The organism is Nocardiopsis sp. NPDC006938, from assembly GCF_042869555.1.
In the GTDB taxonomy this organism is placed as follows: domain Bacteria; phylum Actinomycetota; class Actinomycetes; order Streptosporangiales; family Streptosporangiaceae; genus Nocardiopsis.
Map to the genome: position 1 here is coordinate 39800 of NZ_JBIAGA010000001.1, position 22104 is coordinate 61903.

Genomic DNA, 22104 nt, shown 5'->3' on the forward strand with positions numbered 1-22104 from the left:
GGAGGCCGCTTCGAGAGGATTCGCGGGGCCCTCTCACCCGATTCTCACCCTCTTAACCCTCGGCTGGACCTGCCGTTCGGGACGGTGGACGCGAGACCCCGGTGTGGGTCGCGCCGGTCCGGCGCGACCCACACCGGGGTCGTCGGTGCGGCCGAGGGGCGGCCGTGGGGGCGGTTAGCGGGAGCGGACCCCGGCGGCGAGTTCCTCGGCGAAGGAGCGGACCGCGATGAGTCCGGTCTCCAGGTCCGGTGCGTCGAGCACCCGCTGGCAGAAACCGGCGCCGACGATGACGCCGTCGGCGTAGGCGGCGACCTCGGCGGCCTGCGCGGCCGTCGAGATGCCCAGACCCACACAGATCGGCAGGCCGGATTCCCGGGTGACCCCGCGGGTACGGCGCACCAGGGTCTCCGCGGTGTCGGCGACCTGGGTCCGGGTACCGGTCACGCCCATCAGCGAGGCCGCGTACACGAACCCGCTGCACGCGCCGGTGGTGAGCTCCAGGCGCCGGTCCGTGGAGGAGGGGGCGACGAGGAAGATCCGGTCGAGCCCGGCCTTGTCGGAGGCGGCGAACCACTCCTCGGCCTCCTCCGGGATGAGGTCGGGGGTGATGACCCCGGCCCCGCCCGCCCCGGCGAGGCCGGTGGCGAAGCGCTCGACCCCGTAGCGCTCGATCGGGTTCCAGTACGACATGACCAGCGCGGCGGCGCCGGTCGCGGCGGTGGCCTCCACGACGCGGAACACGTCGTCGGTGGTGGTGCCCGAGGCCAGGGCACGGTCGGCGGCGCGCTGGATGGTGGGGCCGTCCATCATGGGGTCGGAGTAGGGCAGCCCGACCTCGATGACGTCGCACCCGCCCTCGACCATGGCCTGGACCACCCGGATCGAGGACTCCACGTCGGGGAACCCGGCGGGCAGGTAGCCGACGAGCGCGGCCCGCCCGGCCTCCCGGGTCTGGGCGAGCTTGGTCTGGAGCGTGGTCGTCATGCCTGTCCCTCCGAGTCGACGAGGCCGAAGTAGGTGGCCGCGGTGTGGACGTCCTTGTCGCCGCGCCCGGAGAGGTTCACCAGGATGACGGCGTCCGGTCCGAGCCTCCTGCCGAGCCGGAGCGCGCCCGCCAGGGCGTGGGCGCTCTCGATCGCCGGGATGATGCCCTCCGTGCGGCACAGCAGCCGGAAGGCGTCCATGGCCTCGGTGTCGGTGACGGGCTCGTAGGTCGCGCGGCCGGTGTCAGCCAGGTGGGCGTGCTCGGGGCCGACGGCCGGGTAGTCGAGCCCTGCGGAGATCGAGTGGCTGGGCAGGGTCTGCCCGTACTCGTCCTGGAGCACGAAGGTGCGGGCTCCGTGGAAGACACCGGGGCTGCCCGCGGTGATGGAGGCCGCGGTCCGCCCCGTGTCGGCCCCCTCTCCCCCGGCCTCGAACCCGTACAGGGCGACGCTCTCGTCGGGGATGAAGGCGGCGAAGACCGCGATGGCGTTGGAGCCGCCGCCGACACACGCCGCGACGGCGTCGGGGAGCCGCCCGGTGAGGTCGAGGACCTGCTGGCGTGCCTCGGCGCCCACGGTGAAGTGCAGGTCGCGGACGAGCTTGGGGAAGGGGTGCGGACCCGCCGCCGTGCCGAACAGGTAGTGGGTGTGGTCGACGTTGGCCACCCAGTCGCGGAAGGTCTCGTTGATGGCGTCCTTGAGGGTGCGGCTGCCGATGGTGACCGGGACGACCTCGGCCCCGAGCATGCGCATGCGGGCGACGTTGAGGGCCTGCCTCCTGGTGTCCTCCTCCCCCATGTAGATGACGCAGTCCAGGCCCATGAGGGCGCAGGCGGTGGCAGTGGCCACACCGTGCTGGCCCGCTCCGGTCTCGGCGATCACACGGGTCTTGCCCATGCGTTTGGTGAGCAGCGCCTGGCCCAGCACGTTGTTGATCTTGTGCGAGCCGGTGTGGTTGAGGTCCTCGCGCTTGAGGAGGACGCGCGCGCCGCCCGCGTGCTCGGAGAGGTTGCGTGCCTCGGTGAGGAGGCTGGGACGCCCCGCGTAGCTCTTGAGGAGTTCGTCGAACTCGGTGTGGAAGGCGGGGTCGTCCTTGGCCTTGGCCCATTCGGCCTCGACCTCGTCGAGGGCCGCGATGAGGGCTTCGGGGGCGAACCGGCCGCCGAAGCGGCCGTAGTGCCCGCGGTCGTCGGGCACCGGTTGGGCGTGGCTCATGGGAAGTCTCCTGGTAAGAGGAGGCCGAGCGCGCGGGTCCGCCCGGGGCGTGGCGCCACGGGGGCCGCGCGCCGACCGGTCGTGCGCCGCCTGGCTCGGGCGGCGGGGTGGTTCGGATCGACGCGGCGGCGGGAACCCGTGGGCGTTCCTACGGGCTCCCTAGAGCCATCGCCATCGGCGCCGGAGCGGGCGCGCGGGCCGCTCGTGCTCCGTGTTCGCCTTCGTCGGTCCCATCGTGTGCGCCTTCGTCAGTTCCGGTCACGCAGCGCGGGGTGGGCGCCGGCGGTGACCAGGTCGGCGACGGCCTCACGCGGGTCGCGGCCCCGGACCAGGCTCTCGCCCACGAGGACGGCCCCGGCTCCGGCTCCGGCGTAGGCCAGCAGGTCGTGCGGGCCACGAATCCCGGACTCGGCGATTCTGACGCGGTCCGCCGGGATGAGGGGGGCGAGCCGGGCGAAGGTGTCCCGGTCGACCTCCAGGGTCTTGAGGTTGCGCGCGTTGACGCCGATGACGGTGGCTCCGGCGTCCAGCGCGCGGGTGACCTCCTCCTCGTCGTGGACCTCGACCAGGGGGGTCAGGCCCAGCGAGCGGGCGCGCTCGACCAGGGAGACCAGGGCGTCCTGGGGCAGGGCGGCGACGATGAGGAGGATCGCGGAGGCTCCGAAGACGCGGGCCTCCCACAGCTGGTAGGAGCTGACCACGAAGTCCTTGCGCAGCAGGGGTGTCTCGACGGCGGCGTGGACGGCGCGCAGGTCGTCCAGGCTGCCGTTGAACCGGCGCTGTTCGGTGAGGACGCTGATCCAGGTCGCGCCGCCCGCCTCGTAGTCGCGGGCGAGGGCGGCGGGGTCGGTGATGGTGGCCAGCGGCCCCTTGGAGGGGCTGGCCCGCTTGACCTCGGCGATGACGTGGACCCCGGGGCGGCGCAGGGCGGCCTCGGCGTCCTGGGGGGCGGGCACCGACTCGGCTCGGGCCTTGAGGCGGTCCAGGGGGAGTTCCGCCTGTCGCTGCGCCAGGTCAGCGCGTACTCCGTCGAGGATCTCGTCGAGCACGCTCACAGGTTCTTGCTCCCTCGTCCATGGTTGCGGTTCGCGGCGGCCGACCCGGAGGCGGACGCGCGGCGGTTCCGGTCGGGTGCGGCGCGGGGGCCGTCACACCGTGTGCTGGTCATCGTATCCACCCTCGGGGGCCGCGGGGCCCCCGCCCCCGGATCACCGCGCCGGGGGATTACGGGCGTTCGGTACGAACCGGGGTCTTCGGGACGCCGCTCCGGGTTCACCAGGCGGGCAGGAGCGGTGTGCCGGGGGCGAGGAAGGAGAACCAGGGCAGGTTGCGGGCGATCCAGAAGACCACGAAGGCCGCCAGGAGGGTCCAGACGAACCAGACGGGGGCGGGTCGGGGCGGGCGGGCGCGCGGTCTGAGGGAGCCGGCCAGCCAGGTCGCGTAGGTGAACGCGAGGTAGGGCAGGAGCAGCACCAGGAGCGGGTTCATGCCGAGGGCGCCGACCGGGTCCAGGCGGGTGAGCAGGGCGACGGCCCGCATCGTGCCGCAGCCGGGGCAGAACGTGCCGGTGAGCAGGAGCCAGGGGCAGGTGGGGTAGTTGCCCGGTTCGTTGGGGTCCACCAGGTGCAGCAGGACGGCTCCGGCCAGGCCGAGGAGGCCGAGGGAGACCGGCCAGACGGCCGGGTGGACGCGGCGGAGGAGGGGGGCGGGGCGGTCGGCGTGCGGCACCCGACCACCCTACCGGCGGCCCCCGTGCGGGAGCCGGGGGTCAGCCCGCGACGGCGAGGATCACGCCCGTGAACACCAGCGCCACGTAGAGGACGACGGCCAGGGCCGACGCCACGAAGCAGCAGAGGCCGATGATGCCGAGGATCTTGGCGGTGTTGGCCGCGGACTCGGCACCGGCGTAGTCGCCGATGTGCCACTTGCTGCTGACCTGGAGCGCGAAGACCAGGCCGATGATCCCGATGACGCTGGTCATGCCGAAACAGCCGAAGATGCCCAGGATGTTGAAGGCCGTGTAGCTCTTGGGCGGTTCTCCCGCGGGCGGGTACGCGTGGAATCCGGGAGCGCCGTGGAACGGGACCTGCCCCGGAGGCGGTGGACCATGGGTCATGGAGGGTGTCCTCGGCGGAAGTCGGTTGGCGGGGGCCGCGCGGGCCCCCGGGCGCCCGCGCTCGGGCGGGTCGCCGGAGGCTCCGGACGCGGTGACTACTTCGCGGCGGCGGTGGCGGGGGCGGTCTTGCGACCGGCCTCCCACTCCTCGCGGGTCGGCGGGATCGGGCGGGGCTCCTTGCGGCCCAGGCCGGCCTTCTTCATGACACCGGCCACGGCGGCCAGGGCGATGCTGGCGACCAGGGCGATGACCGTCCAGGTGATCAGGGCGCCGCCGAAGATGATGGCGACGGCGGCCACGGTCCAGGCGACGATCCAGGAGACGGTGAGGAACCAGGCGGACACGGTGTTGCCGTGGTCGTCGTGCTCTTCGTGGTGGGCGTCGGCCATCAGGGGCTCTCCTCGGGTTGGGCTGGCCGGTCGGCCAGCGGTGCGGGTTCGGTGTGGTCACCGGAGGCGGCGCGGGCCGCCCGTTCGGTTGCGGCGGGCGCTCCGGCCTCCGGGGCGCCAAGAGTGGGGTCCTCACCCGCGTCCAGCGATTTCCACAGGTCGGCTGGTGTCTCCGCCTGGCGCGGACGCGGTGCGGCGTCCCGATCGTACCGGTTTCCCATACCGGGCCAGGCGGGGGCACGCAGTACCGCGACCAGCCCGGTCAGGATCAGCAGGACCGCCCCGGCGGCGCCCATCGCGGGTCCCAGCGCGTGGAGCTCGGGCGTTCCGGCTCCCTGCGCGGCGCCCGCGGTGTCGGTGGCCAGCCGGGCGACGGCCTCGGTGAGCGTGCCGGGGCGGGTGGCCGACCAGAGCGAGGTGAGGGCGAACGCGCCGCACGCCGCGATGAGCGCGCCCACGACGCGGCGGGGCCAGGAGCGGGCGGCGTACAGCCCCGCGATCCCCGCGAGCCCGGCCCAGCCCAGGCCGCGTAGCGCGCCGGTGAGGTCGCCTCCGGTGAGGTCGACGGTGACGGCGGCGACCGGACCGGGCGAGGCGAGTTCGCCGGTCGCCCACACGCGCCCGGAGGCGGCCAGCATGAGTGCGGCGCCGGCGGCCATGGCGAGCGTGGTGACCCCGTACTCGCGGCGTGCGCGCGCCGTGGCGCGGCTCACAGCAGGGCTCCGGCGTCGAAGCACGTGCGGTCGCCGGTGTGGCAGGCGGCGCCGGTCTGGTCGACGCCGACCAGGAGGGTGTCGCCGTCGCAGTCGAGGGCGACCGACACCACGCGCTGGGTGTTTCCGGAGGTGGCGCCCTTGACCCAGTACTCCCCCCGGCTGCGGGACCAGTACGTGGCCTCGCGTGTGGTGAGGGTCCGGTGCAGGGCCTCGTCGTCCATCCAGGCCAGCATGAGGACCTCCCCGGTGTCGTGCTGCTGCACGACGGCGGGGACCAGGCCGTCCGCGGTGCGCTTCAGACGTGCGGCGATGTCCGGGTCAAGGTGGGTGGCGCTCATGTGTTCCAGGTTATGGCCGCCGCGCGCGCCGTGCCCACCGGGTGCTGTTTGACACCGGTCACTCCCCGGCGCGCGGAGGGGATTAGAGTGCGTGCGTCCCTGACGTCGCCGTTCCGACGGTTCTGCCAGCTTGGGAGCTCACGTGACCGCCGAGCACCTGTCCGCCGACCTGGCGGGCAAACCCGCCGCCCTGACCGCGCTCGCCCAGCGCTTTCCCCGCTGGGACCCCTACGCGGCGCTCCCCGCGCTGCTGGGGGACGAGCCCGCCTCCGTGCGGTTCCTGGCCCTGGGTCCGGCGCGGGGCGCCTGCGAGGTGGCGGCGGCCCGGCTGCGGCGCGGGGGCGTGGCGGCGCACGCCGACTACTCGACCTCCGTGGAGGAGCCCCCGGCGGGCCCGGAGACGCTCGTGGTGGCGGTGAGCCTGGGTGACGGCCAGCGGGAGCTGTGCGTGGCCCTGGACCGCTACGTGGGGCGCTCGCCGGTGATCGTGTTGGCCCCGGACGAGGACGCGGTGGTGGGGCGGTACGCCGACCTGCTGGTGCCCTTGCGCGCGGGTGGGGAGCAGTCGGGGACGGGATGTCGCGCCTACCAGCACGCGCTGGCGCTGCTGCTGTTGCTCGGGCACCGGCTGGGGGCTCCCGCGACGGGGAGCAGTGCGAACTTCCCGGGGTTGCTCCGGCGCGTGGCCAACGCGTCGCGGGTACTTCTGGACGGTGCCCCGGAGTGGGTGCCGCGGGCCGCCCGGGTGCTGGACTCCCCCGACGGGGTCGCGCTGGTGGCCCCGGCCGAGCGGTTGGCCTCGGCCGGGCAGGGGGTGCGGGTGCTGCGCAGGGGCCCGATCCGGGTGGCGCGCGCCGCCGAGACCGGCGAGTGGTCGCACTCGGACCGGTACCTGGCGGCGGTGACCGACCACCGGGCGCTGCTGTTCGCGGGGTCCGCCCACGACCAGCGCTTCGCCGAGCACCTGGGGCAGCTGCGCGGGGCCTTCGTGGCGGTGGGCGCCACCCCCGGACGCGAGCGCGTGCCGGGGGCGGGGCTGAGCGTGCGCTACCCGGGTGACGGCGACCCGGACGTGAGCCTGCTGACCGAACCGCTGGTGGCGGAACTGCTCGCGGCGCACTGGTGGCGCGGGTAGGCCGGGGCGCCCGGTCAGGCCGAGGAGCGGACCCAGGAGGCGTACAGGTCCGCGTACACGCCGGGGCGGGCCACGAGCTCGTCGTGGGAGCCGCTCTGGGCGATGCGTCCCTCGTCGAACACGAGGACCCGGTCGGCGGCCTCGGCGGTGGAGAGCCGGTGCGCGATCGCGACGGAGGTGCGCCCTCGGGTCAACCGGTCCAGGGCCCGCTGGATGCGGACCTCGGTGTGCGGGTCCACCGCCGAGGTGGCCTCGTCCAGGACGAGCAGGTCCGGGTCGGCGACGTAGGCGCGCACGAGTGCCACGAGCTGGCGCTCACCCGCCGAGAGCGACTCGCCGCGCTGTCCCACCGGGGTGTCCAGACCGTGGGCGAGACTGGCCAGCCACTCCCCGAGGCCGAGCTCCCCGATCGCGGCCTCCAGCTCGGCGTCGGTGCTCTCGGGGCGTGCGAAGCGGATGTTGTCGCCCAGTGAGCTGTCGAACAGGAACCCCTCCTGGGGCACCATGACGACGCGACTGCGCAGCGAGGAGAAGGCGACCTCGCGCAGGTCGACGCCGTCCAGCCGGACGGTGCCGGAGGCGGGGTCCATGAGGCGGGTGAGGAGCTTGACGAAGGTGGTCTTGCCCGACCCGGTCTCGCCCACGACCGCGACCCGGGTGCCGGGGGCGATCTCCACGTCCACGTCGTCCAGGACCACCGGGCCCTCGGGGTAGGAGTAGGTGACCCGGTCGAAGCCGACGCGGACCGGCCCGCGCGGCAGGACGCGCCCGGCCTCGCCCGGGTCGGCGATGTCGGGGACGGTGTCGAGCACCCCGAGCACACGCCGCCAGCCCGCGATGGCGTTCTGCGCCTCGTTGAAGATCTCCGTGGCCATCATCATCGGCTGGATGAACAGGGTCATGAGGAACAGGAAGGCGATGAGCTGACCCGCGGTGAGGTCCCCGCCGACGCCCAGCCACACGCCGACCAGCACGACCGCGACGTTGCCGACCGCGGCGACGATCTCCGCGAAGGGAGAGACGGCCATGGACAGGCGCTGCGCCTTCACCTGGGCGCGGCGGGTGGCCAGCACCGTGGTGTCGATGCGTGTGGCGGTGCGCTCCTCGGTGCCGTGGGCGCGGATGACGGCGGCGCCCATCACGGTCTCTCCGATGGCGCCGAGCATGTCACCGGTGCGTTCGCGAACCGTCAGGTAGGCGCGGGAGAGCAGCTTCTGGAGCCAGCGCACGCCGAAGAGCAGCGGCAGGAAGCAGATCCAGACCACGAGGGTGAGCTGCCAGGAGTAGACCGCCATGAGCGTCGTGGCGACCAGCAGCTGGCCGGTGCTGACGAGCAGGAGCAGGCCGCCCCACTGCATGAAGGTGCTGATCTGGTCGACGTCGCCGGTGACCCGGGAGACCAGGGCGCCCTTGCGCTCGCTGTTCTGGGTGAGGACGGACAGGTCGTGCACGTGCCGGAAGGCCTTGCGGCGCAGGGTGGCCAGACCCGACTCGGTGGCCCGGTACAGGCGCAGGTTCATCAGGTACGAGCAGATCATGGTGAGGACGAGCAGTCCGGCGCAGGTCGCCACCATGCGGGTGACGAACCCGAGGTCCGGTCCGCCCTGCGCGGACAGCCCGTGGTCGATGATCTGCTGCACGGCGACCGGGACGATGACCTTGCCCCCGGTGGCCGCGAGCGCGAACAGCAGGGTCAGCCACAGGCCCCGGGCGAACTCCGGGGACAGCTGGAGGCCGCGCCGGACGGTGCCCAGCGCGGAGTCCTGGTTCCGGTGCAGGGCGGGGGCGGCGTCGTGTTCGGGGCGCCCGGCCCCGGGCTCCCGCTCCGACCTGTCGTCGGTGCGGGGCTGGGTCGGTGCGCTCATCGGCTGGTCTCCTCGGTGGCGTCGGGGCCGTGTCCCGCGGCGGGTCGGTGGGGTTCCGCGGGACCGGGCTCCTCGGGGACGGGTGTGCGCTCGGCCTCGTTCTCGGCGGAGGCGCGCTCGTAGGCGGTGACGAGCCTGTGGTAGCCGCTGGAGGCGGCCAGGAGCTCGGTGTGGGTACCGCGCGCCAGGACGCGGCCGCCCTCCATGTAGACGACCTCGTCCGCGAGCTCGATGGTGGCCCTGCGGTAGGCCACGACGACCACGGTGGCGGCGTCGTCGCGTTCGCGCAGCCCGGCCAGGATCTGGGCCTCGATCTGCGGGTCGACGGCTGAGGTGGCGTCGTCCATGATCAGCAGCCGGGGGCGGCGGACGATGGCGCGGGCCAGTGCCAGGCGCTGGCGTTGGCCGCCGGACAGGGAGGTGCCCTTCTCGCCGAGGCGGGCGTCGAGCCCGCCGTCGAGTTGGGCGACGAACCCGTCCGCGCGGGCGAGGCGGAGCGCGGCCCAGATCTGGGCGTCGTCGACCCCGGCCGCGCCCAGGGAGACGTTGTCCCGGACGGTGTCCTCGAACACGAAGGTTCCCTGGGGCACGAGGGCGGCGTGCCGGGGGATCTGGTCGCGGGCCAGGTCGCGGACGTCGGCGCCGTCGTAGCGGACGGTGCCGGAGTCGGGGTCGACCAGCCGCATGAGGACCGTGGTGAGCGTGGACTTGCCGGACCCGGTGGGCCCCACGAGGGCCACCGTGCGGCCGGGGGCGATGTCGAGGTCGACCCCGTTGAGGACGGTGGTGCGGGCCCCGGTGGCGGAGTGGTCCAGCAGGTCGCGCCCGCCGCCCTCGGCGTCGTAGGCGTCGGCGTAGGAGAAGGTGACGTCGCGCACGCTCAGGGCCAGGCCGCGCTCGGCGGCTTCCAGGGTCCGGTCACCGTGCTCCATGGTGCCGCCGGAGCCGAGGACCGACTGGACCCGGTCCCATCCGACGACGCTGCGGGGAAGGTCGCCGAGAATCCACCCGAAGGAGCGGATGGGCAGGGCCAGGAGGGTGAAGAGGAAGGCGATCTGCACGAGGTCGCCGGGTTCGATGGCGCCGGTGGACAGGCGCCACATGCCGAGAAGGAGGACGGCGAGGACGCCGAAGTTGGGCAGGGCCTCGGTGAAGGGGTCGAACAGGGACCGCATGCGGCCGACCTGGATGAGGGCGTCGCGCAGGCGGTGGGCGGCCTCGGTGAAGCGTTCGGTCTCGGTGTCCTCGCGGCCGAGGGTCTTGACGACCAGGGCGCCGTCGAAGGACTCGTGGGCGACGCCGCTGACCTCGGCGCGCAGGGCCTGGGCGCGGGAGGCCATCGGGGAGACGCGGCGCTGGAAGACGACGTTGGCGGCCGCCAGGACGGGGAAGACCACGAAGGCGACCAGCGCGAGGACGGGGTCGGTGACGATCATCGCGACGGAGGCGATGACCAGCATGAACACACTGCCGACGGCCATGGGCAGCGGGGCGAGCGGCTGCCATGCGGCCTCGACGTCGGCGTTGGCGTTGGACAGGAGCTGCCCGGTGGGGTGGCGGTGGTGCCAGGAGAGCGGGAGCTCCAGGTACTTGCGGGCGACGGCGCGACGGTACCGGGCCTGCATCCGGAACTGCATGAGCCCGGCGAGCAGGCGGCGCAGGGCCAGGCCCACGGCCTTGCCGAGGCCGACCGCCATGAGCAGCGCGGCCGCGGCGACCAGGGCGGCCGTGGTGGTCTGCCCGGCGGAGAAGGCGGGGATGATCGTGTGGTCGGTGAGGTAGCCGAGGACGGAGGCGGAGCCCACGGTGACGCCCGCGTGCAGCATCGCTCCGGCGACGGCGGCGAGGAAGATCCACGGCTCGGTGCGGGCGGCCACGCCCAGGACGCGCATCCCTCGTGCGAAGACCCCCTTGTGGGGGTCGGTCGCCTGGGCCGGAGCGCCGGTGCCGGTGCCCTCGGCGCTGGGTTCGCCGGGCGGGTCCGCCTCCCGCGTCGTCTGGTCCGCCGTGGTGGTGCCCTGCGCCATACGCCCCCCGTTTCCTCTTCTCGGCCGGTTCGCTCCGGCCGGCCCGACCCGCGCGCCGCCGGCTCCCGGGCATGCCGAGGGGCACGGTTCGCGTGTGTGCGGGCCAACCTATCCAGCGGCACCGACAGCTGCCACCGGATTGTTTCAGCGCGGGACACAACCGTGCTATTCCGTACAACGGGAACTTCCCGGAGGGGCCGGGGCGTCCACGCGTCGGGCCCGGTGCGCCACCAGTGGCGTACCGGGCCCGACCTCCGTCACGTCAGACCGGGGTGTCCCGGGCCGCTAGTGGCCGCGCACGGCCTCCAGCTCGCGGGCCTGGTCGCCCTCCTCGGCGGGGGCCTCCTGGACCGGAGCCTGCTCGGCGGTCTCGGCACCCTCCTCGGCGGGAGCCTGCTCGACCGGAGCCTGCTCAGCGGCCTCGGCGCCCTCCTCGGCGGGGGCCTCCTCGGCCACGGCCTCGGCGTTGTCGGCGCGGCAGCTGTCGACGCCGGTGATGACGGCCTTGTAGGTGAGGCGGCCGAAGGCGCCGTCGACGCCGATGCACAGGTCGCGCTGGGCGTTGCGCACGGCCCGCTCCGTGGCGGAGTTGTAGCGGCCGTTCACGGTCAGGCCGGCGTCGAACTTCTCGTTGAGCAGCACCTGCACGGCGCGGACGCCGTATCCGCGGTCGTCGCGCTGGAAGGCGTCGGCCGTGGTCGGGAACAGCATGTTCCTGATCTTGATCCAGCTCTGCGACTCGAGGACGCCGTTGACGGTGATGCCCTCCCGGCGCTCGAAGTCGCGGAGCGTGCGGTCGAACTCCCGGGTGAAGGTCGAGCTCGGGTTCTCCGTGACGTAGGTGAGGTGGTTGAGGAAGTACTGCGCGGCCAGGATGTCGACGCTCGGGCCGGGGTTCTGGAGCGAGTAGTTGGGCCAGACCTGGGCCTCGATCATCTGGATGACCTCGGCCGAGGTCCGGTCGTAGTCGTCGGCGGCGGCGGTCGGGGCCATGAGGGTCAGACCGCCGAGGGCGATGGCACCGGCGGTGGCGAGAGAGGCGAACCGGCGAGAGAGGCCGGTGAAGACGTGCTTGGACATGATGGGCGACAATCTCCCTGTCGTGGCTGGGTAAGACGCGCTCATGCTCACACGGATCACAGCTTGATCAACGCCATGACACGCTTTGATTACTGACAGTAATCATTGACACGGTTGTGCAGGTCACAGGCCCTGAGCGAGTCTCACTCAGGGCCTGTTCCGACCTCTCCACGGCGTGTCGCGGTGGCCACCGCGCCGCGCTACCGGACCGGGTACCCCGCCTCGCGCAGGCTCCGCTTGACGTCGGCGATGGTGAACTCACCGAAGTGGAAGACGGTCGCGGCCAGGACCGCGTCCGCGCCCGCCGCCACCGCCGGAACGAAGTGCTCCACGGCGCCCGCGCCGCCCGAGGCGATCAGCGGGACGTCCACCCGCGCCCGCACCGCGCGGATCAGCTCCAGGTCGAAACCGGTCCGGGTGCCGTCGGCGTCCATCGAGTTGAGCAGGATCTCCCCCGCGCCCAGCTCGGCGGCGCGCTCGCACCACTCCAGCGCGTCGAGACCGGCGCCGCGACGCCCGCCGTGCGTGGTGACCTCGAAGCCGCTGGCGGTGGGCGGGCCGCCCTCGGGCACCCTCCGCACGTCGGCGGAGAGCACCAGGACCTGGCGGCCGAAGCGGGCCGCGATCTCGCCGATCAGCTCCGGGCGGGCGATCGCGGCGGTGTTCACGCCCACCTTGTCGGCGCCCGCGCGCAGCAGCCGGTCCACGTCCTCGGTGGAGCGCACCCCTCCCCCGACGGTGAGCGGGATGAACACCTGGTCGGCGGTGCGGCGCACCACGTCGAAGGTGGTCTCCCGGTCGCCGCTGGAGGCGGTGACGTCCAGGAAGGTGAGTTCGTCGGCCCCCTGCGCGTCGTAGGTGCCCGCGAGCTCGACCGGGTCACCGGCGTCGCGCAGGTTCTCGAAGTTGATGCCCTTGACCACGCGTCCGGCGTCGACGTCCAGGCACGGGATGACGCGGATCGCCAGGCTCACCGGTCGGCCCCCCGCACCGTGGTCAGGGCGTCCTCCAGGGAGAAGGCTCCCTCATACAGGGCGGTGCCCATGATGGCGCCCTCCACGCCCAGCGGGACCAGGCTGGAGATGGCCTCCAGGTCGGCGAGGCTGGACACGCCGCCGCTGGCGACCACCGGCTTGTCGGTGCGCTCGCACACGGTCCGCAGCAGGTCGAGGTTGGGCCCCTTGAGGGTGCCGTCCTTGTTGACGTCGGTGACCACGTACCGGGCGCAGCCCTCGGACTCCAGGCGGTCGAGGGTCTCCAGGAGGTCGCCGCCGTCACGCGTCCAGCCCCGGGCGGCCAGCGTGGTGCCGCGCACGTCCAGGCCGATGGCGATCCGGTCGCCGTGCTCGGCGATGATCCGGGCGCACCACTGCGGGTTCTCCAGGGCGGCGGTACCGATGTTCACCCGGGTGCAGCCGGTGGCCAGGGCGGCGTTCAGCGACTCGTCGTCGCGGATACCGCCGGACATCTCGACCTTGACGTCGAGGCGGTCCACGATGTCGCGCAGCAGGTCGCGGTTGTGGCCCCGGCCGAAGGCCGCGTCCAGGTCGACCAGGTGAATCCACTCGGCACCGGCGTCGCGCCAGGCGCGGGCGGCCTCGAAGGGGTCGCCGTACTGGCCGCCGGAGCCCGCCCGGCCCTGGACGAGCTGGACGGCCTGCCCGCCCGACACGTCCACGGCGGGGAGCAGTTCGAGTACGGGTGTCGACGTGGTGTGGTCGCCGGTCATGGTGCCTTCTCGTGCTCGGTTGGTTGAGGGACTGGGTTCACGGGGCCGCCGTCGGGCGGGCCCCGGGGGTCACAGGGTCGCGACCCAGTTGGCCAGGACGCGGGCTCCGGCGTCGCCGGACTTCTCCGGGTGGAACTGGGTGGCGCTGAGGGGTCCGTTCTCCACGGCGGCCACGAAGGGCTCGCCGTGCTCGGACCATGTCACCTGGGGGCCGCGTACGCGCTCGCTGTGGCTGACGAACTCCCACCGCCGGACCGCGTAGGAGTGCACGAAGTAGAAGCGTTCCTCGGGGCGCACGCCCGCGAACAGGCGTGAGCCGTCGGGCGGGGAGACGGTGTTCCACCCCATGTGCGGGACGACGGGCGCCCGCAGGCGCTCGACCGTGCCCGGCCACTCGCCGCAGCCCTCGGTGGCGCGGTCCTCCGCGCGGGCGTCGGCCTGTTCGACACCCCGGTCGAACAGGACCTGCATGCCCACGCAGATCCCCAGGACGGGGCGGCCCCCCGCGATGCGGCGGCCGATGATCCGGTCTCCGCCCGCCGCCATCAGGCTGGCCGCGCAGGCGCTGAAGGAACCCACGCCGGGGACGACGAGCCCGTCGGCGTCGAGGGCGGCGTGCGGGTCGGAGGTGACGGTGACGTCGGCACCGGTGCGCTCCATGGCGCGCTGGGCCGAGCGGAGGTTGCCCGACCCGTAGTCGAAGACGACCACACGTGACATCTGCGTGCCCTTCGTTTGGTGAGGTGGCGGGGGCCCGGCGGCTAGAGGTAGCCGAGCCGCAGCACGCCGGAGACCACGGCGAGCACGACGCACCCGGCCAGGGCCACGGCGATCAGGCGGTTCCTCCCCCACAGGGCGTAGACGCCACCTGCGAGGAAGCCGCCCAGGACCAGCAGGAACAGGCCCCAGAGGTCGGTGTCCATCTACAGGACGCCCTTGGTGGAGGGGACCCAGTCCACGCGGGGGTCGTTCTCGGTGGCGGTGCGCAGTGCCCGGGCCAGCGCCTTGAACTGCGCCTCGACGATGTGGTGCGCGTTACGGCCGTAGGGCACGTGGACGTGCAGGGCCACCCGTGCCTGGGCCACGAACGACTCCAGGATGTGCCGGGTCATGGTGGTGTCGTAGTCGCGGCCGATCAGCGGTGCCATGCCCTCGGGCTCGGAGTGCACGAGGTAGGGGCGGCCGGAGACGTCGACGGTGACCTCGGCCAGGGCCTCGTCCAGGGGCACCTTGGCGTCAGCGAAGCGGCGGATGCCCGCGCGGTCGCCGAGGGCCTCGCGGAAGGCGGCGCCCAGGGCGAGGGCGGTGTCCTCCATCGTGTGGTGCGCGTCGATGTGCAGGTCGCCCTCGGTACGCACGGTGATGTCGAACAGCCCGTGCTTGGCGAGCTGGTCGAGCATGTGGTCGAAGAACCCGACCCCGGTGGAGACGTCGGCGACGCCGGTGCCGTCCAGGTCGACCTCGACCAGGACCTTCGTTTCCTTGGTTGCGCGTTCGACGCGCCCGATGCGGCTCATGGTGCCCGATCCTTGGTGGTGCCGTGGTGGTGCGGTGGGTGGGGTTGCGGTCGTGCCCGGCGGTGTCAGCCGCCGGTGACCTTGAGGAGCGCCGTCCGGAAGGCGGCCATCTCGTCGGCGGTCCCGACGGTGACGCGGAGCCAACCGTCCGGTCCGGTCTCGCGGATGAGGACGTCCTGGTCGAGCAGGTCCCGCCAGACCCGGCCGCGGTCCTCGAACTCGCCGAAGAGGACGAAGTTGGCGTCGGAGTCGGCCACCGCGAAGCCCTGTTCCCTCAGCCAGGTGACGAGGGCGTCGCGTTCGGCGCGCAGGTCGGCGACGGCGCCGAGGAGCTCCTCGGCGTGCTCCAGGGCGGTGACGGCGACCGTCTGGGTGACGGCCGACAGGTGGTAGGGCAGGCGGACCAGCTGGAGGGCCTCCACCACCGCCGGGTGCGCGGCGAGGTAGCCCACGCGGGCCCCGGCCAGCGCGAAGGCCTTGGACATGGTGCGCGAGACGATGAGCCGCGGGTGCTCCGGCAGCAGGGTCAGGGCGCTGGGAGTGCCCTGCCTGCGGAACTCGGCGTAGGCCTCGTCGACGACCACGACCCCGGGGGCGGCCCGGACGACGCGCTCGATGTCGGCGATCTCCAGGGCGGTGCCGGTGGGGTTGTTGGGCGAGGTCAGGAAGACGACGCTGGGTCGGTGCTCGGCGATGGCCGCCAGCGCGGCGTCCACGTCGATCCGGAAGTCCGCGTCGCGCGGCACCGGCACCCAGTGCGTCCCGGTGCCCCGGGAGATGATCGGGTGCATGGAGTACGACGGTTCGAAGCCCATGGCGGTGCGGCCCGGGCCGCCGAAGGCCTGGAGCAGCTGTTGGAGGACCTCGTTGGAGCCGTTGGCGGCCCAGACGTGCTCGGACGTCAGCCCGTGGCCGAGGTAGGCGGCCAGGTCCCGGCGCAGGCGGACCGCGTCGCGGTCGGGGTAGCGGTTGAGGCCCAGGGCGGTGTCGGCCACCGCGTCGGCCAGCGCCTTCGCCAGTCGCGGGGAGGGGGCGTGGGGGTTCTCGTTGGTGTTGAGGACCACCGGCACGTCCAGCTGGGGAGCGCCGTAGGGCGATCGGCCGCGCAGGTCGTCGCGGAGCGGCAGGTCGTTCAGAGTGAAGCTCACTGGTGTCACACTCGTGGTCGGTCGTGGCGGGACGCGCTCCGGGGGCCGCGGTGACCGCCGTGGTCACGCGGCCGCCCGCGCGGGGCGTCCCGCCGGGGCGGGCGTCTGACGGCCTCCGGTTCGCTTCGGCCGTTGTTCGGGCGCCGCCGGGGGTGGTGCCCCCGGCCTTCCCCGGTGCTGCTGGAACACCCCCTGGTCAGGGCGTGTTCCCGTCCTCGCCGCGCGCGGCCACGGCCTCGCCGTGCGCGGGCAGGTCCTCCGCCCGGGCGAGGGTGATGACGTGGTGGGCGACGTCGGCCAGCGCGTCGCGGTCGTACTCGACGACGTGCACCCCCCTCAGGAAGGTCTGCACGCTCAGCCCGCCGGAGTGGCAGGCGCAGCCGCCGGTGGGGAGCACGTGGTTGGAGCCCGCCGCGTAGTCGCCCAGGGACACCGGGGAGTAGTCGCCGACGAAGATCGCTCCGGCGTTGCGCACGCGCGCGGCCCAGGCCGGCGCGTCGGCGGTCATGATCTCCAGGTGCTCGGCCGCGTAGGCGTCGACCACGTCCAGCCCCTGTTCGAGGTCGTCGACCAGGACGATGCCGGACTGCGGGCCGGACAGGGCCTGGCGCACGCGCTCGCTGTGCTTGGTGGCGGCCACGCGCGCCTCGAGGCGCTCGGTGACCGCGTCGGCCAATGCCTCGTCCGGGGTGACCAGGACGGAGGCGGCGACGACGTCGTGCTCGGCCTGGCTGACGAGGTCGGCCGCGACGTAGTCGGGGTTGGCGGTGGAGTCGGCCAGGACGGCGATCTCGGTGGGCCCGGCCTCGGCGTCGATGCCGATGACGCCCTTGAGGAGGCGCTTGGCGGCGGCGACCCAGATGTTGCCGGGGCCGGTGACCATGTCGGCGCGGGCGCAGTCGTCGGTGCCGTACGCGAACATCGCCACGGCCTGGGCCCCGCCGACCGCGTACACCTCGTCGACGCCGAGCAGGGCGCAGGCGGCGAGGATCGTCGGGTGGGGCAGTCCGCCGAACTCCTTCTGGGGTGGCGAGGTCACCGCGAGGGAGGACACGCCCGCCTCCTGGGCGGGGACGACGTTCATGATGACGCTGGAGGGGTAGACGGCGCGGCCGCCCGGCACGTAGAGGCCGACGCGGTCGACCGGAATCCACTTCTCGGTGACGGTGCCGCCGGGCACGACCCGGGTGGTGTGGTCCTGGCGGCGCTGGGCGTGGTGGACCTTGCGGGCGCGGCGGATGGACTCCTCCAGCGCCGCGCGCACGGCGGGGTCGAGTTCGACCAGGGCGGTGTCGATGGCGTCCTTGGGGACGCGGATGTCGGTGAGCCGCACGCCGTCGAAGCGTTCGGTGAGTTCGACCAGTGCCGCGGTCCCCCGATGGCGGACGTCCTCGCAGAGCGGTCGGACGCGTTCGGTGGCGTCCGCCACATCGATTTCGGCGCGCGGAAGCGCGTCGCGCGGGTCGTCCTGGGAGCCTCGGAGGTCGATTCGACTGATCACGGGACCAGTCTAGGGGGCTCGGCCCCTCACACGGGTGGCGGTGTCCGGATGATGGACACCACACCCGTCCGACCGGCGCGAACTCCGTCCGGGACGACGCCCGCGCCCGGCCCCGCACATCACCCCGAAAAGGCGGCGAACAAGCCTTGCCTAACTTTGGGACACCTAACCTCACATAACGAAAGAAAGGCTTACCTTATCCATTGCGACACCACTTCGGGGTGTTTCACAAAATGCCTTTAAATGGGTTATCGTGATGACATGACTTCCAACAAGACCGGCGATAGCGGCCATTCCAAGTTCCACCGACTCCTCATCGACCAGGTGCGGCACGAGTTCACCGCCTCGCACCAGTACGTGGCGATCGCCGCCTGGTTCGACGACCAGGACCTGCCCCAGCTGGCCAGGGTCTTCTACGAACAGTCCCTGGAGGAGCGCGACCACGCGATGATGATCGTGCGCTACCTGCTGGACAACGACGTCGCGTTCGCCCTTCCCGGCGTGGACGAGATCGAGACCGATTTCGCGGTCACGCGTGATCTGGTCGCTCTGGCGCTGCGCCAGGAGCGCGAGGTCACCGACAACTTCCAGCGGCTGGCCCGGGTCGCCCGCGACGAGGACGACTACGCCGGGGAGCAGTTCCTCCAGTGGTTCATCCAGGAGCAGGTGGAGGAGGTCGCCAAGATGTCGACCCTCCTCAACGTCGTGGACCGCTCCAACGGCAACCTGTTCGACGTGGAGACCTTCGTGGCCCGCGACATGCCGAGCGAGGAGCACGGCAGCCAGGGCGCGCCCGGCACCGCCGGTCCCGCCGTCTCCTGACGGTCGGTCCGTCGCGCCGACCGGGACGCGGGAGCCCCGTCCGGCCGCCCCGGGCGGGGCGCCCGCGTCCGCGCCCCGGCGCGGGCATACTGGGACCATGCCAGAGGCCCTGCCGATCTTTCCGCTGAACACCGTGCTGTTCCCCGGTATGACGATTCCGCTCCACGTGTTCGAGCAGAGGTACCGGCGCCTGGTCACGGAGCTGCTCGGCCCGACCCTGGCCGGGGGTGAGGCGGGGGGCCGCGAGCGCGGACCCGCGCGGTTCGGGGTCGTGTGGATCGAGCTGGGGCACGAGGTGGCCGGCGAGTCCGGGCAGGGGGCGGGCGGCGCCGACACCGGGGCGCCCAGCACCGCCGGGCCCGGGGCCTCGCCCTCCCTTCCGCTGGTGAGCGCGACCGGCTGCACGGCCGTGGTGCGCGACGTGCGCACCTACGAGGACGGCCGCTACGACCTGGTGATCGAGGGCGGGACCCGGTTCGCCGTCAACGACCTATCGGAGGTGGACGCATCCTCCACCGACGCCTACTCCACGGCCTCGGTTTCCCTGCTGCCCGAGGCGATGGGCCCCGACGCCGAGGAACACGCCGACAGGGTGCGCGACCTGTACGAGGTGTACCAGCGCAGGCTCGCGGAGATCGGCATGGCGACCGAGACCGCCCGCGAGCTGCCGAGCGACCCCGTGGCGCTGTCGTACGCGGTGGCGACCGCCGTCGTCCTGGACTCGGCGGAGAAGCAGCGCCTGCTGGAGGCCGAGGACGCCGCGACCCGGCTGGCGGTGGCGGCGCGGTTCCTGCGTCGGGAGAACCGGATCGTGGCCGCACCCGACCTGCCGAACCTTCCCGCGGGCCCCTTCCTCGACAACGGGGTCTCCTTCAACTAGGACGCGCCCGCCGGACCCGCCTCCCGCCTGCGGCGGCGGCGCCCCATCGGAGGAGTAGCCTGCCCTGAGGTCGGACGTACCGAAGTGGAAGGCCCAGGTGACCCATGAGTGGAAAAGCCACGCCCGCGACCGTGGCCGCCAGCAGGACCAAGACCACGTTCACGCTGCATCCCTACGAGGCGGTCGGGGGCGAGGGCCACTCCTACGGCGCGGACGCCGCCGACGCGATCGGAGTGCCCCACGAGCAGGTGTTCAAGACCCTGGTGGCCGAGGTGGACGGTGTGTTCACCGTCGGAGTGGTGCCGGTGAGCACGTCGCTCGACCTCAAGGCTCTGGCCATGGCGGTCGGGGGCAAGAGGGCGACCATGGCCGACCCGGGCAGGGCCGAGAAGATCACCGGGTACGTGCGCGGCGGCATCAGCCCGCTGGGGCAGCGCAAACGGCTGCGCACGGTCATCGACTCGTCCGTGACGGAGCTGCGTTCGGTGTACGTGTCCGCCGGTCGGCGGGGCCTCCAGATGGAGCTCACGCCCAGGGACCTGATCGCCCTGACCGAGGCGTCCGTGGCACCGATCGGCACCGTCTGAGGGACCGTCGCCCCGCAGGGCCCGGGGGTGTCCTCCCCCACCGGCGAAGTGGTCCGGTGACCGGGTCCCGGGACCCCTCGGACCAGCTGGGTCACAGGGGTCCGTGGACCCGCACACATTCGCCCACGGAGTGTTGCCCGACCCCTTACCCAGGGGTAGCTTTGTGACATGGGCAACACTTCATCCCCCTATCGTTCCGTCCCCGACATGTTCGCTTCCCGCGTCGCCGAGTCCGGTGACCGGGAGGCGTTCACCTATCCGGTCCCCTCCCCCTCCGGCGGAGACGAGAAGTGGGAGTCACTGACCTGGAACCAGACCCGCGACCGCGTCCGCGCGCTGGCGTTGGGCCTGCACTCCCTCGGTGTGACCTCCCAGGCCCGTTGCGCGATCGCGTCGAGCACGCGCGTGGAGTGGGTCCTGGCCGACCTCGCGATCCTGTGCGCGGGCGGTGCCTCCACCACGATCTACCCGAGCTCGGGCCCGCCCGACTGCGCCTACATCGTGTCCGACTCCGGCAGCATGGTGGCCTTCGCCGAGAACGACGAACAGGTCGCCAAGCTGCTGGAACAGCGGGGGGCGATGCCCGGCCTGTCCCGGGTCATCGCCTTCGAGGGGGACAACGGGGGCGACGACGACTGGGTCATGGGCCTGGCCGAGCTGGAGGCCGCCGGCACCCGACTGCACGAGGAACGGCCCGAACTCTTCGACGAGCTGGTCGCCTCCGTCCGCGCCGACCACCTGGCCACGCTCATCTACACCTCCGGCACCACCGGCCGCCCCAAGGGCGTGCGTCTGGACCACGCCAACTGGCTGTACGAGGCCGAGGCGCTGCGGGTCATGGGCGACGAGATGCGCGCCCAGGGCTGGGAGATGCTGGACGCCGACGACGTGCAGTACCTGTGGCTGCCGCTCGCGCACAGCTTCGGCAAGGTCATGCAGGTCGCCCAGCTGCGCCTGGGGTTCACCACGGCCGTCGACGGCCGCGTCGACCGCATCGTCGACAACCTGGCCGTCGTGCGCCCCACCTTCATGGCGGCGGCCCCGCGCATCTTCGAGAAGGTGTTCAACCGGGTCGTCATGCAGGCCAAGGAGGGCGGGCCCGCGAAGTACCGGATCTTCAGGTGGGCGGTCGGCGTGGGCGACCGGGTGGCCCGGCTCCGCGAGGAGGGCAGGGAGCCCCGGGGCGCCCTCGCCGCCCAGCACCGCGTCGCCGACCGGCTGGTGTTCGCGAAGCTGCGGGCCCGGTTCGGCGACCGGCTGAAGTTCTTCGTGTCCGGCAGCGCACCGCTGGCCCCCGAGATCGGGAGGTTCTTCTACGGCGCGGGGATCACCATCCTGGAGGGCTACGGCCTGACCGAGACCTCGGCGGGGGCCTTCCTCAACCGGCCCGGCGACGTGCGCTTCGGGTCCGTGGGACTGCCCCTGCCCGGCACCGAGGTACGAATCGCCGAGGACGGCGAGGTCCTGCTGCGCGGCGGAAGCGTGATGCGCGGCTACCACAACCTCTCCGGCGCCACCGAGGAGGTGCTCGACGAGGACGGATGGTTCGCCACCGGCGACATCGGCGCCCTGGAGAACGGGCGCCTGCGGATCACCGACCGCAAGAAGGAACTGATCAAGACCTCCGGCGGCAAGTACGTGGCTCCGCAGAGCATCGAGAGCCGCTTCAAGTCCCTGTGCCCCTACGTGGGCAACCTGGTGGTGCACGGCGACCGCCGCCCCTACTGCGTGGCCCTGGTGACCCTGGACCCCGAGGCCATCGAGGTCTGGGCCGAGGCCAACGGACTGGGCGCGCTGAACTACCTCGGCCTGACCCGCGAGCCGCGGGTGCGGGCGATGCTCCAGGAGGCCATCGACGAACTCAACCGCGGTCTGCCCCGGCACGAGTCCGTCAAGGACTTCGCGGTGCTCCCGAACGAGCTGACGGTGGAGCAGGGGGAGATCACCCCGAGCCTGAAGATGCGCCGCAGGGCGGTGGAGGAGCGGTACCGGGACCTGCTCGACGGCATGTACGAGGGCTCCGTCGAGAGGCTGTGAACCACGGCCGGGACCGGGG

General features: G+C 72.8%; 23 protein-coding genes. 5 read left to right on the forward strand and 18 right to left on the reverse strand.

Annotated elements, in window-relative coordinates:
• Positions 1-174 precede the first annotated feature (174 nt).
• The 8 genes from trpA to hisI all read right to left on the reverse strand — a co-directional run bounded on the left by trpA (position 175) and on the right by hisI (position 5757).
• The gene (gene trpA, locus ACFYL4_RS00170; RefSeq protein ID WP_357768890.1) at positions 175-984 is read right to left on the reverse strand and encodes a tryptophan synthase subunit alpha; all 810 of its coding nucleotides are present in this window, start codon (positions 982-984) and stop codon (positions 175-177) included.
• Positions 981-2198, reverse strand: a complete 1218-nt coding sequence (gene trpB, locus ACFYL4_RS00175; protein WP_387515282.1) for a tryptophan synthase subunit beta — start codon at positions 2196-2198, stop codon at positions 981-983. The genes trpA and trpB overlap by 4 nt, the downstream gene beginning before the upstream one ends.
• 248 nt (positions 2199-2446) lie before the next feature.
• Positions 2447-3253: an indole-3-glycerol phosphate synthase TrpC gene (trpC, locus tag ACFYL4_RS00180; RefSeq protein ID WP_357769971.1), complete on the reverse strand. Its 807-nt coding sequence runs from the start codon at positions 3251-3253 to the stop codon at positions 2447-2449.
• 217 nt (positions 3254-3470) lie between these two features.
• On the reverse strand, positions 3471-3926 hold the full coding sequence (locus ACFYL4_RS00185) for a DUF2752 domain-containing protein (protein WP_387515284.1): 456 nt from the start codon (positions 3924-3926) through the stop codon (positions 3471-3473).
• A 40-nt stretch (positions 3927-3966) separates the two neighbouring features.
• Complete coding sequence (locus ACFYL4_RS00190; RefSeq protein ID WP_387515286.1) at positions 3967-4314, reverse strand: CD225/dispanin family protein; 348 nt, start codon at positions 4312-4314, stop codon at positions 3967-3969.
• A 95-nt stretch (positions 4315-4409) separates the two neighbouring features.
• Positions 4410-4703 carry an HGxxPAAW family protein gene (locus ACFYL4_RS00195; protein ID WP_357769975.1) on the reverse strand — a complete coding sequence of 98 codons (294 nt, stop codon included), beginning with the start codon at positions 4701-4703 and terminating at the stop codon, positions 4410-4412.
• Entirely contained in the window at positions 4703-5362 is a 660-nt protein-coding gene (locus ACFYL4_RS00200; RefSeq protein ID WP_387515927.1) for a Trp biosynthesis-associated membrane protein, read from the reverse strand. The genes ACFYL4_RS00195 and ACFYL4_RS00200 overlap by 1 nt, the downstream gene beginning before the upstream one ends.
• 50 nt (positions 5363-5412) lie before the next feature.
• Positions 5413-5757 carry a phosphoribosyl-AMP cyclohydrolase gene (hisI, locus tag ACFYL4_RS00205; protein WP_387515288.1) on the reverse strand — a complete coding sequence of 115 codons (345 nt, stop codon included), beginning with the start codon at positions 5755-5757 and terminating at the stop codon, positions 5413-5415.
• A 142-nt stretch (positions 5758-5899) separates the two neighbouring features.
• Here hisI and ACFYL4_RS00210 point away from each other — a divergent pair, with 142 nt between their 5' ends.
• Entirely contained in the window at positions 5900-6892 is a 993-nt protein-coding gene (locus ACFYL4_RS00210) for a sugar isomerase (protein ID WP_357769977.1), read from the forward strand.
• Positions 6893-6906: 14 nt separating this feature from the next.
• Here the strand turns inward: ACFYL4_RS00210 and ACFYL4_RS00215 are convergent, their stop codons facing one another.
• The 10 genes from ACFYL4_RS00215 to hisD form a co-directional block, all read right to left on the reverse strand.
• Complete coding sequence (locus ACFYL4_RS00215) at positions 6907-8757, reverse strand: ABC transporter ATP-binding protein (RefSeq protein ID WP_387515290.1); 1851 nt, start codon at positions 8755-8757, stop codon at positions 6907-6909.
• Entirely contained in the window at positions 8754-10784 is a 2031-nt protein-coding gene (locus ACFYL4_RS00220; RefSeq protein ID WP_387515292.1) for an ABC transporter ATP-binding protein, read from the reverse strand. The genes ACFYL4_RS00215 and ACFYL4_RS00220 overlap by 4 nt, the downstream gene beginning before the upstream one ends.
• A 285-nt stretch (positions 10785-11069) precedes the next feature.
• Positions 11070-11864 carry a peptidoglycan-binding protein gene (locus ACFYL4_RS00225; protein WP_387515294.1) on the reverse strand — a complete coding sequence of 265 codons (795 nt, stop codon included), beginning with the start codon at positions 11862-11864 and terminating at the stop codon, positions 11070-11072.
• A 200-nt stretch (positions 11865-12064) separates the two neighbouring features.
• Complete coding sequence (gene hisF, locus ACFYL4_RS00230; protein WP_387515296.1) at positions 12065-12838, reverse strand: imidazole glycerol phosphate synthase subunit HisF; 774 nt, start codon at positions 12836-12838, stop codon at positions 12065-12067.
• Positions 12835-13593 carry a bifunctional 1-(5-phosphoribosyl)-5-((5-phosphoribosylamino)methylideneamino)imidazole-4-carboxamide isomerase/phosphoribosylanthranilate isomerase PriA gene (priA, locus tag ACFYL4_RS00235; RefSeq protein ID WP_357756939.1) on the reverse strand — a complete coding sequence of 253 codons (759 nt, stop codon included), beginning with the start codon at positions 13591-13593 and terminating at the stop codon, positions 12835-12837. Before priA ends, hisF begins: the two co-directional genes overlap by 4 nt.
• 69 nt (positions 13594-13662) lie before the next feature.
• On the reverse strand, positions 13663-14313 hold the full coding sequence (gene hisH, locus ACFYL4_RS00240) for an imidazole glycerol phosphate synthase subunit HisH (RefSeq protein WP_357756942.1): 651 nt from the start codon (positions 14311-14313) through the stop codon (positions 13663-13665).
• Between the two features lie 41 nt (positions 14314-14354).
• Positions 14355-14516 (reverse strand): hypothetical protein, encoded by a 162-nt coding sequence (locus ACFYL4_RS00245; protein ID WP_357756945.1) that lies wholly within the window; start codon positions 14514-14516, stop codon positions 14355-14357.
• Positions 14517-15110 carry an imidazoleglycerol-phosphate dehydratase HisB gene (hisB, locus tag ACFYL4_RS00250; RefSeq protein ID WP_357756948.1) on the reverse strand — a complete coding sequence of 198 codons (594 nt, stop codon included), beginning with the start codon at positions 15108-15110 and terminating at the stop codon, positions 14517-14519.
• A gap of 65 nt (positions 15111-15175) precedes the next feature.
• Positions 15176-16258, reverse strand: coding sequence for a histidinol-phosphate transaminase (locus tag ACFYL4_RS00255; protein WP_357756951.1), 1083 nt, complete (start codon positions 16256-16258; stop codon positions 15176-15178).
• A 196-nt stretch (positions 16259-16454) separates the two neighbouring features.
• Positions 16455-17759, reverse strand: a complete 1305-nt coding sequence (hisD, locus tag ACFYL4_RS00260; protein ID WP_387515299.1) for a histidinol dehydrogenase — start codon at positions 17757-17759, stop codon at positions 16455-16457.
• A 261-nt stretch (positions 17760-18020) separates the two neighbouring features.
• Here hisD and ACFYL4_RS00265 point away from each other — a divergent pair, with 261 nt between their 5' ends.
• The 4 genes from ACFYL4_RS00265 to ACFYL4_RS00280 all read left to right on the forward strand — a co-directional run bounded on the left by ACFYL4_RS00265 (position 18021) and on the right by ACFYL4_RS00280 (position 22085).
• Positions 18021-18581 (forward strand): ferritin, encoded by a 561-nt coding sequence (locus tag ACFYL4_RS00265; protein WP_357756957.1) that lies wholly within the window; start codon positions 18021-18023, stop codon positions 18579-18581.
• A gap of 97 nt (positions 18582-18678) precedes the next feature.
• Positions 18679-19461 carry an LON peptidase substrate-binding domain-containing protein gene (locus ACFYL4_RS00270; protein ID WP_357756960.1) on the forward strand — a complete coding sequence of 261 codons (783 nt, stop codon included), beginning with the start codon at positions 18679-18681 and terminating at the stop codon, positions 19459-19461.
• A gap of 104 nt (positions 19462-19565) precedes the next feature.
• Complete coding sequence (gene ybaK, locus ACFYL4_RS00275) at positions 19566-20048, forward strand: Cys-tRNA(Pro) deacylase (protein ID WP_357756961.1); 483 nt, start codon at positions 19566-19568, stop codon at positions 20046-20048.
• A gap of 168 nt (positions 20049-20216) precedes the next feature.
• Positions 20217-22085 carry an AMP-dependent synthetase/ligase gene (locus ACFYL4_RS00280; RefSeq protein WP_387515302.1) on the forward strand — a complete coding sequence of 623 codons (1869 nt, stop codon included), beginning with the start codon at positions 20217-20219 and terminating at the stop codon, positions 22083-22085.
• Positions 22086-22104: the final 19 nt, after the last annotated feature.

Excerpts from the sequence above, each read along its gene's own strand:
- hisB (WP_357756948.1), bottom strand. The coding sequence starts at position 15,110 with ATGAGCCGCATCGGGCGCGTCGAACGCGCAACCAAGGAAACGAAGGTC.
- hisI (WP_387515288.1), bottom strand. The coding sequence starts at position 5,757 with ATGAGCGCCACCCACCTTGACCCGGACATCGCCGCACGTCTGAAGCGC.
- ACFYL4_RS00280 (WP_387515302.1), top strand. The coding sequence starts at position 20,217 with ATGGGCAACACTTCATCCCCCTATCGTTCCGTCCCCGACATGTTCGCT.
- ybaK (WP_357756961.1), top strand. The coding sequence starts at position 19,566 with ATGAGTGGAAAAGCCACGCCCGCGACCGTGGCCGCCAGCAGGACCAAG.
- ACFYL4_RS00220 (WP_387515292.1), bottom strand. The coding sequence starts at position 10,784 with ATGGCGCAGGGCACCACCACGGCGGACCAGACGACGCGGGAGGCGGAC.
- ACFYL4_RS00195 (WP_357769975.1), bottom strand. The coding sequence starts at position 4,703 with ATGGCCGACGCCCACCACGAAGAGCACGACGACCACGGCAACACCGTG.
- ACFYL4_RS00245 (WP_357756945.1), bottom strand. The coding sequence starts at position 14,516 with ATGGACACCGACCTCTGGGGCCTGTTCCTGCTGGTCCTGGGCGGCTTC.
- ACFYL4_RS00270 (WP_357756960.1), top strand. The coding sequence starts at position 18,679 with ATGCCAGAGGCCCTGCCGATCTTTCCGCTGAACACCGTGCTGTTCCCC.
- ACFYL4_RS00190 (WP_387515286.1), bottom strand. The coding sequence starts at position 4,314 with ATGACCCATGGTCCACCGCCTCCGGGGCAGGTCCCGTTCCACGGCGCT.
- ACFYL4_RS00215 (WP_387515290.1), bottom strand. The coding sequence starts at position 8,757 with ATGAGCGCACCGACCCAGCCCCGCACCGACGACAGGTCGGAGCGGGAG.
- priA (WP_357756939.1), bottom strand. The coding sequence starts at position 13,593 with ATGACCGGCGACCACACCACGTCGACACCCGTACTCGAACTGCTCCCC.
- ACFYL4_RS00200 (WP_387515927.1), bottom strand. The coding sequence starts at position 5,362 with ATGGCCGCCGGCGCCGCACTCATGCTGGCCGCCTCCGGGCGCGTGTGG.
- trpB (WP_387515282.1), bottom strand. The coding sequence starts at position 2,198 with ATGAGCCACGCCCAACCGGTGCCCGACGACCGCGGGCACTACGGCCGC.
- hisH (WP_357756942.1), bottom strand. The coding sequence starts at position 14,313 with ATGTCACGTGTGGTCGTCTTCGACTACGGGTCGGGCAACCTCCGCTCG.
- trpA (WP_357768890.1), bottom strand. The coding sequence starts at position 984 with ATGACGACCACGCTCCAGACCAAGCTCGCCCAGACCCGGGAGGCCGGG.
- ACFYL4_RS00265 (WP_357756957.1), top strand. The coding sequence starts at position 18,021 with ATGACTTCCAACAAGACCGGCGATAGCGGCCATTCCAAGTTCCACCGA.
- ACFYL4_RS00225 (WP_387515294.1), bottom strand. The coding sequence starts at position 11,864 with ATGTCCAAGCACGTCTTCACCGGCCTCTCTCGCCGGTTCGCCTCTCTC.